This window comes from Micrococcus sp. PSi08, from assembly GCF_054960655.1.
In genome coordinates this window covers 99,511-111,858 of the sequence record NZ_JBHNYP010000003.1, presented here as the reverse complement: position 1 = coordinate 111,858, position 12,348 = coordinate 99,511, and the positions used below count along the sequence as shown (strand labels likewise).

The 12,348-nt window shown below is 74.9% G+C and carries 7 protein-coding genes and 2 tRNA genes; 2 read left to right on the top strand and 7 right to left on the bottom strand.

The window, feature by feature from the left end:
* The first annotated feature begins 15 nt into the window (after positions 1 to 15).
* Positions 16 to 1,239, top strand: a complete 1,224-nt coding sequence (locus ACFI33_RS01915; RefSeq protein ID WP_462623697.1) for an exonuclease SbcCD subunit D — start codon at positions 16 to 18, stop codon at positions 1,237 to 1,239.
* A complete protein-coding gene (locus tag ACFI33_RS01910) occupies positions 1,236 to 4,280 on the top strand; it encodes an AAA family ATPase (RefSeq protein ID WP_396830627.1) in 3,045 nt (1,014 codons plus the stop codon). Before ACFI33_RS01915 ends, ACFI33_RS01910 begins: the two co-directional genes overlap by 4 nt.
* 48 nt (positions 4,281 to 4,328) lie before the next feature.
* Here ACFI33_RS01910 and ACFI33_RS01905 read toward each other — a convergent pair whose 3' ends face one another.
* The 7 genes from ACFI33_RS01905 to ACFI33_RS01875 all read right to left on the bottom strand — a co-directional run bounded on the left by ACFI33_RS01905 (position 4,329) and on the right by ACFI33_RS01875 (position 12,282).
* Complete coding sequence (locus ACFI33_RS01905; protein WP_462623696.1) at positions 4,329 to 7,562, bottom strand: efflux RND transporter permease subunit; 3,234 nt, start codon at positions 7,560 to 7,562, stop codon at positions 4,329 to 4,331.
* Positions 7,563 to 7,569: 7 nt separating this feature from the next.
* Positions 7,570 to 9,060, bottom strand: coding sequence for a malate:quinone oxidoreductase (locus ACFI33_RS01900; RefSeq protein WP_462623695.1), 1,491 nt, complete (start codon positions 9,058 to 9,060; stop codon positions 7,570 to 7,572).
* 99 nt (positions 9,061 to 9,159) lie between these two features.
* Positions 9,160 to 10,824 (bottom strand): ABC transporter substrate-binding protein, encoded by a 1,665-nt coding sequence (locus ACFI33_RS01895; RefSeq protein WP_462623694.1) that lies wholly within the window; start codon positions 10,822 to 10,824, stop codon positions 9,160 to 9,162.
* Positions 10,825 to 10,872: 48 nt separating this feature from the next.
* Positions 10,873 to 10,953, bottom strand: a tRNA-Leu gene (locus tag ACFI33_RS01890).
* Between the two features lie 65 nt (positions 10,954 to 11,018).
* On the bottom strand, positions 11,019 to 11,507 hold the full coding sequence (gene bcp / locus ACFI33_RS01885; protein ID WP_010078986.1) for a thioredoxin-dependent thiol peroxidase: 489 nt from the start codon (positions 11,505 to 11,507) through the stop codon (positions 11,019 to 11,021).
* Between the two features lie 86 nt (positions 11,508 to 11,593).
* Positions 11,594 to 11,666, bottom strand: a tRNA-Lys gene (locus tag ACFI33_RS01880).
* A 67-nt stretch (positions 11,667 to 11,733) separates the two neighbouring features.
* Positions 11,734 to 12,282: a hypothetical protein gene (locus ACFI33_RS01875; RefSeq protein WP_036312973.1), complete on the bottom strand. Its 549-nt coding sequence runs from the start codon at positions 12,280 to 12,282 to the stop codon at positions 11,734 to 11,736.
* Between the last annotated feature and the right edge of the window lie 66 nt (positions 12,283 to 12,348).

The window sequence follows — 12,348 nt, the reverse complement described above, 5'->3', positions numbered from 1 at the left end:
CCTAGAGTGGGCCGCATGATCCTGCTGCACACCTCGGACTGGCATCTGGGCCGGTCGTTCCACGGCACCGGGCTGCTCGAGGCCCAGGAGGAGGTCCTGGACGCCCTGGTCGCGACCGTGACGGAGCGCGGCGTGGACGCCGTCCTGCTGGCAGGGGACGTGTACGACCGCGCGCTGCCGCCGACGGACGCCGTCCGGCTGCTGGACCGGACGCTCTCCCGGCTGCACGCGGCCGGCGCCCAGGTGGTGCTCACGAGCGGCAACCACGACTCGGCGGTGCGCCTCGGCTTCGGCGGCGGACTCCTGGCGGCCGCGGGCGTGCACGTGCGCGCGGACGCCGCGGACCTGGACCGCCCGGTGCTGCTCACCGAGCCCGGGATCGACGGCGGCGCAGGCCAGACCGTGGCCGTCTACGGCATCCCCTACCTCGAACCGCGTCACCAGGGACCTGCCTGGGGCGTGGCGCCCCACCACACGGCCGTGCTGACGGAGGCGGTCCGCCGTGTCCACGCCGATCTGGCCGCCCGCCGCGCCGAGGCGCCGGAGCCGGTGGCCGGCGTCGTGCTGGCCCACCTGTTCGCGGCCGGGGGCCACGGCTCCGAGTCCGAACGGGACATCGGCGAGGGGGAGCACGTCGAGCCGGACGCCCCGCCCGAGATGCTGGTGGGCACGCTGGGGCAGGTGCCGGTCTCCGTGTTCGACGGGCTCGACTACGCGGCCCTGGGCCACCTGCACGGCCGGCAGCGGCTGGCCGAGCACGTGCGGTACTCCGGCTCTCCGCTGCCGTACTCCTTCGCCGAGGCGGGCCACCGCAAGGGCGGCTGGCTCGTCCACGTCACGGGCGGGACCGTCACCGACGTCGAGGCCGTGGACTGGGGCGCCGGGCGGCGCCTGGCGGTGCTGTCCGGGCCGATCGAGGACCTGCTGGAGTCCCCGGAGTTCGCGTGGGCGGAGCAGTGCTGGGTGCAGGTCACCGTCACCGACGACGAACGCCCCGAGCGGGCCCTGGAGCGCCTGAAGACCCGGTTCCCCTCCGTGCTCGTCTTCCGCCACGAACCGGCCGGCGGGAGGCGGGCCCGGGAGCGGACCTACGCCCAGGTCCTGCGGCAGGCGCCCTCGGACCACGCGCTCGCGGTCGGTTTCGTGGACCACGTCCGGCAGCGGCCGGCCAGCGAGGCCGAGCGGGACCTGCTGCGGGAGGCCCTCGAGGCCGCCCGCGCGGCGGAGGTGCGCGCATGAGGATCCACCGGATGCGCCTGGAGGGGCTTGGGCCCTACGCCCAGGCGCAGGACGTCGACTTCGACCGGCTCAACGCGTCCGGCCTGTTCCTGCTGGACGGGCCCACCGGCGCGGGCAAGTCCACGGTGCTGGCCGCGCTGTGCTTCGCCCTCTACGGGACCGTGCCGGGCGGACGGTCGGCCGAGTCGCTCGTGACCACGCTGCGCGAGCCCGGCGCGGTGATCCCCGAGGTGCAGGTCGAGTTCACCGTGCAGGGCCGGCGCTTCGAGGTGGTCCGCTCGCCCAAGCACGAGCGGCCCCGCCGGAGACGCAGCGCGGCGGGCGGCGCCACCGTCACCACGCCGGCCACGGTCTCCCTGCGGGAACGCGTGGACGGGGAATGGACGGCGCCGCTCACCCGGGCGGACGAGGTCGGCCAGCAGATCGCGGCCGTCCTGCACCTGGACGCCGAGCAGTTCATGCAGGTGGTCCTGCTGCCCCAGGGACAGTTCGCCCAGTTCCTCACCGCGAAGTCGGATGAGCGCCGCGTCCTGCTGCGGCGGCTCTTCGGCACGCAGCGCTTCGACGGCGTCGAGGAGCACCTGCGCGTCGAGACGGCCCGGCTGGACACCGCGGTGGCCGTGGACGCGGACGTGGCCCGGACCGCGCGGGCACAGCTGGCCGAGGCGCTCCACGAGGCGCTCGGCCCGGACTGGCATGCGCCGGAGCCGTCACCGGACACGGACGAGCGGCTGCTCGCCCTCGCCGCTGAGCGCGCGGGTCGCGCGCACGAGGACGCACGGGCCGGCCTCGCCACGGCCCGCGCCGCCGAGCAGCAGGCTCGGGTGACGGCGCGTGAGCTGGAGACCCGCGGGCGGGACCTGGCCGCGGCCGAGGCGTGGGGGCGCCGTCGACGCGACCACGACGCCGAGGCTGAGACCGCCGCCGCGCGGCGCCGCGCCGTCGACGCCCATGAGCGCGCCGGGCGGGTGCTCACCGCCGCGCAGCGGGCCACCGCGGCGGCGGACGCCGCCGGCACCGCGTCGGAGGCGGTGACGCAGGCCCTGGCGCACGTCGAGGACGAGCCGACCGCGGCGGCGTGGCTCGCCGCCGCCCGGGCGGACGGGGCCGCCGACACGCCCGCCTCCCGCCAGGCGCTGGGGGAGGCCGAGCGCGCCGCGGAGGCGGTGGCGCGCGCGGTTCGGGACCGTGACCGGATGCGCGAGCTGGAGCAGGAGGCGGCCGCCGCGGCGGAGCGGCGGGCCGAGATCGACCGCGACCGTGCCGCCCTGGTCGAGTCCCGCCCCGAGCGTGAGGCGGCCGTCGCGGCACACCGCGCGGCCGTCGAACGCGGCACCGAGCGTCTCGGCGCCCGGGAGGCCGTGGACCGCGCCGTGTCCGAGGCCGCCGCGCGCCGCACGGCCGCCGAGGCCGCGGCCGCCCGCGCCGTCGAGGTCGAGACCGCGGCCCGGGCCCACCGGGAGGCACAGGAGCGGCGACGCGAGGCCGCCGAACGGCACGTCGGTCTGCTGCGTGCCCGGTACGAGCAGGCCGCCTCCGAACTGGCGGAGCGGCTCGTGCCCGGCGAGCCGTGCGCCGTGTGCGGCTCGCCCGAGCACCCGGCCCCGGCCGCCACCGCGGACACCGCGGTGACCGAGGCGGACGTGCGGGACGCCGAGCAGGCCCGGACCGCGGCCGACCGGGCCGCGACCGACGCCGAGACCGCCCTGCGCGCCGCCGAGCAGACCCTCCGCACGGCGCGCGAGGCCGCCGCTGGGCTCGCACCCGAGGCCGCGCGAGAGGCGCTCGAGCGCGCCGAGGCCGAACGGGCCGCGCTGGACCAAGCGGCGAAGGACCTCGCCGCGGACCGCCGCCGGCTGACCGCCGCCGAGAAGACGCTCGCCGGGGCCGACGAGACCGCCGCCGCGCTCGCGGCCGAGGACGGTCGGCTCGCCGAGGCCGCCGCCCACCGTGCCGCCCGGCTGACCGAGCTGCGGGACGCCGTCGAGGCCGCCCGCGGTGACGCCGAGACCCTCGACACCCGCCGCGACCAGGTCACCGCCGCACGCCGGGTCCTGGCCGCCCTCGCTGCGGCGCAGGACGAGGACGCGCGCGCCCGGGCGGTCGCCGACGAGACCGGCCAGGCGCTCACCGCCGCGCTGGCCGAACAGCGCTTCGACGACGTCGACGCGGCGCGCGCGGCCCGCCTCGAGGAGACGGAGGCCGCCGCGCGCACGGCCGCCGTGCAGGAGTGGGACGCCGAACGGGCCCGCCTCGCCGAGCTCGAGGCGAGCGAGCCCGTCCGCCGGGGCCGCGCCCTCGCCGAGGCGGGCGTCGAGCCGCCGACCGAGGAGCAGACCCGCGCCGCCGCCGAGGCGCTCGCCGCGGCCGAGGCCGCGAGCTCGTCCCGGGCGACGGCGGTCGGGCGACTCGATTCACTCGTCGCCACGGTGCGCCGCCAGTCGGCCGCCCTGACCGAGGTCCTGGAGCGGTCCGCCGGGCTCATCGCCGAGCACACGCGGGTGCGGGGGCTGCTCGACCTCGTCCGCGGCGGCGGGGAGAACCTGCTCAAGATGCCGCTGACGAGCTACGTCCTCGCCGGGCGGCTCGAGGAGGTCGCCGCCGCGGCCACCGAGCGTCTGCTCGCCATGACGGACCAGCGGTATTCGATCGAGTACTCCGACGCCGTGGGCGGGCGCGGGAACAAGGGCCTCGAACTCGTCATCCGGGACCACTACGTGGACGAGACGCGCCACCCGGCCACGCTCTCGGGCGGCGAGACCTTCATGGCCTCCCTCGCCCTCGCCCTGGGGCTCGCGGACACCGTGCAGGCCGAAGCCGGCGGCATCGAACTGGACACGCTCTTCGTGGACGAGGGCTTCGGCTCGCTCGACGCGGACACCCTCGACGACGTCCTGGACGTCGTGGACACCCTGCGGACCGGTGGCCGGACCGTGGGCCTCGTCTCCCACGTCGAACGGATGAGGCAGGAGATCGGCGTGCGCCTCGAGGTGCGCAAGGACCGGCGCGGCTCGAGCCTCGCGGTGCACGACGGCGCCTGAGCGGCGGGGGTGCGCCCCGCCGCCCCGGCCCGCGCCACGCGTGAGCGGTCAGGCCCGGCGCCACCGCCGGCGGAGGCGCTGCCGGAGTCGGCCGAGGCGTCCGGCGTCGAGCTCGGACGGGGCCGCGCTTCCCTGCTCGGCCCGGCGCTCCTGCTTGGCCGCCCGCTCGGCCGCGACGCGCTGCGCCTCCCATGCGGCCGCGACACGGCGCTCCTCCTGCAGGCGGCGCTCCCCGCGGACCTCGGTGAGCCGGTACAGCACGGGCACGAGCACGAGGGTGAGCAGGGTGGAGGAGACCAGGCCGCCCACCACGGCCACCGCGAGGGGCTGGGAGATGAACCCCGCGTGCCCCGTGACGCCCAGGGCCATCGGGGTCATGGCCAGGACGGTGGCCAGGGCCGTCATCACCACCGGGCGCACGCGGTTGAGCGCGCCCACCTCGATGGCCTCGTCCAAGGGCATTCCGCGGTCGCGTCGGTACTGGTTGATCAGGTCGATCAGCACGATCGCGTTCGTCACCACGATGCCCACCAGCATGAGCAGCCCGATCATCGTGGACAGTCCCAGGGGCGTGCCGGTGGCCAGCAGCGCCAGGAACACGCCCGTGGCGGCGAAGGGGATCGACACGAGCAGCACGAGCGGCTGGCGCAGCGAGTTGAACGTCGCCACCAGCACGACGTACACGGTCGCCACGGCGGCCAGCAACGCCAGCCCGAGGTCCCGGAACGTCTGCGCCTGCTGCTCCGCCGCGCCGCCCACGGCCGCGGTGACGCCCTCGGGCAGGTCCAGCTCCGCCACGGCCTGCGTGACCCGGCGTGAGACGGCCCCGAGGTCCTCGTCGTCCGGGGTCACCGTGACGACGGCGGTCCGCTCGCCGTTCGAGGACGTCACCCGGGCGGGCACGGACACGCGCGAGACCTCGGCGAGGTCGGCCAGCGGCACGGGTCCCTCCGCCGTCTCCACAGGCACCTGGCGCAGGGCGTCGAGGGACTCGACCGGCTCCGGGTCACCCAGCTGCACCGCGAAGCTCTCGAACCCGAAGCGGACCTCGCCCACGGGCACGGCCTGCAGGGCGGCGGCGGCCTGGCCGGCCACCGCCTCCTCGGTCAGGCCGAGCCGGGCGGCGGCGACGGTGTCCACGTCCACCTGGAACGTCGGGCGCAGGTCCGAGGCCGGCGTCGTCACCTCGCGGGCACCCTCGACGGGCTGCAGCGCCTGGGCGACCTGGCTGGCGGCCGCGGTGAGGGTCTGCGGGTCGGGGGCGGAGACGGACACCTCGATGTCCTGGCCGCCGCTCGGCCCCTGCTGCGTGGAGACGGACACGTCGCCCACGCCGTCGAGACCCGTGAGCTCGGCGCGCACCCCGTCCTGAAGGGCCACCTGATCCGCATCCGGGTCGGTCACCACCGTGAACCGCGCCCGTTCCGCCGAGGAGCCGCCGAAGGCCCCCATCGGACCGGCGGCGGTGCCGGCCGTCCACTGGACCGTCTCGACGCCGTCGGTGTCCAGCAGCACCCGCTCGATGCGCTCGGCGGCGGCGGCCGTCGTCTCCAGCGACGCCCCCGGCTCCTGCTCCGCCGTGACGACGAACGAGTTCTGTCCCGAGTCGCCCAGGAGGTTCGTGGGGATCAGCGGGACCAGCGCGGCCGTACCGGCCAGCAGCGCCAGGGCGGCGGCGAGTGTGACCACGGTGTGCCGCTGCGTCCAGCGCAGCACCGGGCGGTAGGCCCGCGTGAGCCATCCGCCGGCCGCCACGGGCCGGTCGCCGGCGACGGCGGGCGCGGCCGCGGTCTCGGCCCCGCGCCGTGGGGCGCGCAGGAACCACCAGCACAGCACCGGCACGATCGTCAGGGCGACGACGAGGGAGGCCAGCAGGGCGACCGTGGCGGTCACGGCGAAGGGCCGGAACAGCTCACCGGCCAGGCCGCCCACGAAGGCGATGGGCAGGAACACGGCCACGGAGACCAGGGTGGAGGCGGTGATCGCGGTGGCGACCTCGCGCGTGCCGTCCAGGATCGCGGTGCGCCGGTCGGCGCCCAGGCTGAGGTGCCGGCGGATGTTCTCCACCACCACGATCGCGTCGTCCACGACCCGGCCGATCGAGATCGTCAGCGCCCCGAGCGTCAGCGTGTTGAGGGAGTAGCCGAAGGCCGCCACCCCGATGAGGGCGGCCAGCAGGGACAGCGGAATGGACACGGCGGTGACGAGGGTGGAGCGCACCGAGAGCAGGAACACGGCGATCACCAGCACGGCGAACGCCAGGCCCAGCAGGCCCTCCTGGAACAGCGTGTCGATGGACTGCTGGATGAACGGGGCCTGGTCGAACACCACGATCAGGTCCGCGCCGCCGCCCACCAGGGACGCCAGCTCCGGCAGGGCGTCGCGCACGGCCTGCGAGACCGCCACGAGGTCGGCGTCCGGGGTCGCGGTCACGGAGACGGACAGCGTCGGCACCCCGTTGGTGCGGGTCAGGGACGTGGGGGCCGCGGCCACGAGGGAGACGTCGGCGACCTCGTCCAGGGTGCGCGGTTCGCCGTCCCCGGAGGGAGCGACGACGATCCCGCGCAGGCCCTCGAGGTCCTCGACGGCGGAGCCCGCCTGGACGGGATAGGTGGTCGCGCCCTCGGTGACCTGGCCGACGGGGAAGAGGCCGGTGTTCTCCTCGAGTGCGTCGGTGATGTCGGAGGTGGTCAGCCCGGCGGCGGCGAGCGCGGCCGGGTCCGGGACCACGGAGACGTTCTCGTCCGTGCCGCCGAGGACGTCGGCGCCGCGGACGCCGTCGATCTTCTGCAGCCGCGGGGCCAGGACGTCCTCGGCGCGGCGGCGCAGGGTGTTGAGGTCCTCGTCCCCGGACAGGGCGAGGAAGACCACGGGGAAGTCGGAGACGGAGCCCGCGAAGGACGAGGTCTCCGCCTCCTCCGGCAGCTGCGGCCCCAGGTTGGCGACCACCCGGTCCACCTGGGACCGGGCCCGGTTCAGGTCGGTGCCGTAGGCGAACTCCAGCTGGACCGCGTTGAAGTCGGACTGCGACGTGGACCGCGAGGATTCGAGGCCCTCCACGGCCTGCAGGGCCGTCTCGAGGGGTTCGCCCACCTGCGCGTCCACGACCTCGGGGGACGCCCCCGGGTAGAGCGTCGAGACGGAGATGACGGGCAGCTCGAGCGGGGGGATCAGCTCCCGCTTGAGCTGCCCGGCGGAGAGGACGCCGAACACCGCGATGAACACGGTGACGAGCGCCACGAGCGCCCGCCGGCCGAGTGAGAACCGTGCGAGCGCTCCCATCGGGGCGTCAGGCCAGCTTCAGTGCGGCGTCCGTGACGGTGCGGACCTCGTCCAGCAGCGCCGGGTCGTCGTTGAGCGTGTGGCCCAGCGACGGGATGAGCTCCTTGAGCGTGCCGTCCCAGCCGGCCATCTTCGCGGGGAAGCAGTGCTCGAGCAGCTTCACCATGATGGGGGCCGCGGTGGAGGCGCCCGGCGAGGCGCCGAGCAGGCCGCCGAGCGAGCCGTCCGCGTGGGTGACGACCTCGGTGCCAAACTGCAGGACGCCGCCGAAGCGGCCCTTGCGCTTCATCACCTGCACGCGCTGGCCCGCGGTGATCAGCTCCCACTCGCCGCCGTCGGCCTCCGGGTAGAACTCGTGCAGCGCGTCGATCTTCTTGTCCCGGGACTTCAGCACCTCGGTCACGAGGTACTTGGTCAGGTCCACGTTGTCCTTGGCCACGTCCAGCATCGTGGTGAGGTTGTGCGGGCGCACGGACAGCGGCAGGTCCAGGTAGGAGCCGGTCTTGAGGAAGTTCGTGGAGAACCCGGCGTAGGGGCCGAACAGCAGGGAGCGCTTGCCGTTGACGAACCGGGTGTCCAGGTGGGGCACGGACATCGGGGGGGCGCCGACGGCGGCCTGGCCGTACACCTTGGCCATGTGCTGGTTGACCACGGACTCGTCCGTGCAGCGCAGGAACTGGCCGGAGACCGGGAAGCCGCCGAAGCCCTTGATCTCGGGGATGCCGGACTTCTGCAGCAGGGGCAGGGCGCCGCCGCCGGCACCGACGAAGACGAAGCGGGCGCGGTCCACGACCTCGGAGCCGGCGGCCTTGTTCTTGACCTTGACCTCCCAGCGGCCGTCCGTGCCGCGGGTGAGTCCGGTGACCTTGTGACCGAAGCGCACCTCGGCGCCGGCGCCGGCCATGGCCGTGACGAGCTGGCGGGTGAGGGAGCCGAAGTCCACATCGGTGCCGCCCGTGTTGCGGGACGCCGCCAGGCGCTGGCCCGACTCACGGCCCTCGATCAGCAGTGGGGCCCAGGCGCGGATCTGCTCCGGGTCCTCGCTGTGCTCCATGCCGGCGAACACCGGCTGGGCGGACATGGCCTCGTAGCGGGCGCGGAGGTAGTCGGCGTGGTCGTCGCCCCACACGAAGGACATGTGCGGCAGCGGGTTGATGAAGGACTTGGGGTCCTTGAGCGTGCCGTCCGCCACCAGGGAGGACCAGAACTGGCGGGTGATCCAGAACTGCTCGTTGATGCCCAGCGCCTTGGTGACGTCCACCCGGCCGTTCTTGTCCATGGGCGAGTAGTTCAGCTCGCAGAGGGCGGCGTGGCCGGTGCCCGCGTTGTTCCACGGGTCAGAGGACTCCAGACCGGCCTGGTCGAGGTTCTCGTACAGGGCGATGGACCAGGTGGGCTCGAGCTTCTGCAGCAGCACGCCCAGGGTGGCGCTCATGATGCCGCCGCCGATCAGGACGACGTCGTGGGTGGCGGTGGACGAGGTGGTGGGCACGGTCAACTCCTGAAGCAGAACGACGGCGGGTGGGCGCAGTGCGACCAGGCCGAGCAGAGGCGGTCGGGCCGGGCGCCGTGATCCCCCACTGTACTACCGGTGCGTTCAGCCTTCGGTCAGCCTGACGCGCGAGAACTGCTCGTCCAGCTGCGGCGACGTCGGGTAGGAGGCCACGCGTGGGCCGGTGGCCAGGGCCGAGATCGGGTAGACCAGCGGCAGCGCCGGCAGGTCGAGGGCCATGGCCCGGACGACGCGGCGGAACAGGGCGCGGCGCGCGTCGTCGTCGTTCTCGGCCGCCGCCGCGTCCACGTCCTCGACGACGCGCGGGTTGCGGTAGCCGGTCTCGGCGCGGCCCGAGCGCGCGAAGGGCTCGAGGAACGCGTGCGGGTCGCGATAGTCGCCGGTGCGGCCCATCAGGTGCAGGGCTCGGGTGGGCCGGGAGACGACGGCGTGCAGGTAGTCCTGGTCCTCCGGCACGGGCACGGGCACGATGTGCATCCCCACCGCGCCGAGGTCGTGGGCGACCATCGCGTAGACCCGCTCCGGCTCGGGCAGGGAGGGGCGGGCCGTGCCGGCCGGGTAGAGGAACTCCAACGGCTCCCCGTCGTATCCCGCCAGGCGGAGGAACTCGCGGGCCCGGCCCGGGTTGACGTCGTAGCGCCGCGCCTCCTCGTCGCCGACGCCGAGGGACGGGGGGACGAGGTCGTGGGCCAGGCGGGTGCCCTCGAGGAAGACGTCGCTGCCGGCGATGCGCGGGCGGTCCACCGCGTACGCGATCGCCTGGCGCAGGTACTGCGCGCGCACGCGCGGGTGGTCCAGGTTCATGCCCACGTAGAGCACGCCCAGGGGGTCCCGGGGCAGCACCTGGGTGCCGGCCTCGACGAGGGGGCGCAGCTGGCCGGGGGCGACGACGTCGATCACGTCCGCCGTGCCGCGCCGCAGCTCCCGCAGGCGCACGGAGGCCCGACCCCACGCCTGCACGGCCACCGGGTACGCCGCCGGATCGGAGCCGCGGTGGCGGGCGCTGGGGACCAGGATCGTCGCGCCCGAGGCGCCCGGGTGGGCGCGCGTGAGCTCGGCGGTCTCCGCGGCGTCGGCCCAGCGGTAGGGGCCGGTGCCGGCGGGGGTGGTGACCTCGGAGCCGTCCACGTCGACCGTGCGGTCCCACGAGGCCGGCGAGGAGATCGCGAAGGCCGGCGAGGCCAGCGCGGCCGCGAGGTGACGGCGCGGGGAGTGCAGGCGCAGCCGCACCTCGAGCTCTCCGTGCGCCTCGACGCCGGCGAAGGCGGAGTCCGCGTCCCCGGCGTATCCGCCGAAGGCCGAGACGAACGAGGAGGGCGGGGAGACGGTCCCGTCCACGGGCGCAGGTGCGGCGGCCCACCGCTCGATGTTCGCGACCACGGCGGCGGCGTCGCACGGCTCGCCGTCGTCGAACACCACCCCGGAGACCAGGTGGAACGTGTGGAGGCGGCCACCGTCGGACTCCTCGTGCCGCTCGGCGAGGCGGGGCGTGGGGGCGCCGGTGTCCGGGTCCACACCGAGCAGCGTCTCGAAGACCTGGCGGATCAGACGGAAGGACTCGACGTCCAGCGCGCGGGCCGGATCCCGCGTCAGCGCCCGCGCCGGGGCACCGACCACGAGCAGCCGGCCCGGTCCCGAGGAGATCGGGGCGGCGGTGGACGGCGCCGCGGGCGACGTCGTGCAGCCGGCCACGCCCAGGCCGAGCAGGCCCAGGCCCCCGCCGAGGAAGGCGCGGCGAGTGGGCTGCATGGCGGCCTCCTCTGGCAGGTGACGTCGGGATCGGGCGGGCCCGGGGAGTGCGGGCGGGGGGACTCGAACCCCCACGTCCAGGACACTGGAACCTAAATCCAGCGCGTCTACCAGTTCCGCCACGCCCGCGCACACCCCGCGCACGGGGCGAGGCCCGATCCTACCGTGCGGTGCCCGGGTGCGGCGGGCGCGGATCAGGCCTCGTCGAGGCCGAGGGTGCGGCGCAGTCGGGCCACGTGGCCGGTCGCCTTCACGTTGTACTGCGCGTGGGTGACCTTCCCGTCCGGGCCGACGACGATCGTGGAGCGGATCAGACCCTCGAAGGTCCGCCCGTAGTTCTTCTTCTCGCCCCAGGCGCCGTAGGCCTCGGCCACCGCGTGGTCCTCATCCGAGAGCAGGGGGAACGTCAGGCCCTCCTGCTCGGCGAATCGGATGATCTTGCCGATCGGGTCGGGGGAGATCCCCAGGACGACGTAGCCGGCCGCGGTGAGGGAGGCGAGGCTGTCCCGGAAGTCGCAGGCCTGCGTGGTGCAGCCGGGCGTGGACGCGGCCGGGTAGAAGTAGACGATCGTGTGCTTGCCCGCGCTGTCGCGCAGCGAGACGGGCCGGCCCTCCTGGTCCTGGAGGGTGAACGCAGGTGCCGTGTCGCCGGGCTGGAGGCGGTGCTGGGTCGTGTCGGTCATGGGCCCCAGCCTACGGTGGGCCCGGGCGGGGAGCGGGGACGACGAAGGCCCCGTCTCCGTGGAGACGGGGCCTTCGCTCCGGTGGGTGCACCCCCCGGGACTCGAACCCGGAACCTGCTGATTAAGAGTCAGATGCTCTACCGGTTGAGCTAGAGGTGCAGGTGCCGCACCGCCTCTCGGATCTCTCCGGTGCGCCGTGCAACGAGGTGAAACCCTACCAGGGGTTTCAGACGCCGTGCAAATCGGGGGGCGTGACGTCCGTCGCGTCCGTCTCCGGGGTCGCGTAGAGGCGGTCCAGCTCGTCCATGAAGGCGGTCATGAAGGCGTGGAAGTCGGTGGCGTCCTCGGCCTGGTCGAGCTCCGCGGTGCCGTCCTCCGTGAGGTCGCCCACCGGCACCCGCGTGTGCTCCGGGACGTCGAACCACGTCCGGAAGCCCGTGACGGTCTCCACCTGATAGCCGCTGCCCGTGTCCGCCACGGTGGCCACGTTGGCCAGCCCCACCTCGACGACGTCGGCGCGGTCCGCGGAGGCCTCGGTCACCGGGCCGTGCGGATCGTCCTCGGCCACGCCCGGCGCGCGGCGGTCGTGGTCGTCCGGGGTGGAGGTGGGGTCGAACGGGCACAGCAGCATCTCGAGCGGCTGGTGGCGGTAGCCGATCACGAGGGGGGAGGAGGAGCCCGAGGGCTGGCCGTAGACGACGTTGTAGTCGCCATGGTTGAACACGCGCGCATCGAAGACGCGGCGCAGCCGTCTGTGCAGGGTGGGCGTGTCCATGGGCCCAACGTACGCGGACCCGTCCGCGCGTGTCATGCTGCGGCACCCGTCACACGGGGACGTCGC

What these genes read in the sequence shown, in the direction of transcription:
- ACFI33_RS01915 (WP_462623697.1), top strand. Translation starts at nt 16, where the DNA reads ATGATCCTGCTGCACACCTCGGACTGGCATCTGGGCCGGTCGTTCCAC.
- ACFI33_RS01910 (WP_396830627.1), top strand. Translation starts at nt 1,236, where the DNA reads ATGAGGATCCACCGGATGCGCCTGGAGGGGCTTGGGCCCTACGCCCAG.
- ACFI33_RS01905 (WP_462623696.1), bottom strand. Translation starts at nt 7,562, where the DNA reads ATGGGAGCGCTCGCACGGTTCTCACTCGGCCGGCGGGCGCTCGTGGCG.
- ACFI33_RS01895 (WP_462623694.1), bottom strand. Translation starts at nt 10,824, where the DNA reads ATGCAGCCCACTCGCCGCGCCTTCCTCGGCGGGGGCCTGGGCCTGCTC.
- bcp (WP_010078986.1), bottom strand. Translation starts at nt 11,507, where the DNA reads ATGACCGACACGACCCAGCACCGCCTCCAGCCCGGCGACACGGCACCT.
- ACFI33_RS01875 (WP_036312973.1), bottom strand. Translation starts at nt 12,282, where the DNA reads ATGGACACGCCCACCCTGCACAGACGGCTGCGCCGCGTCTTCGATGCG.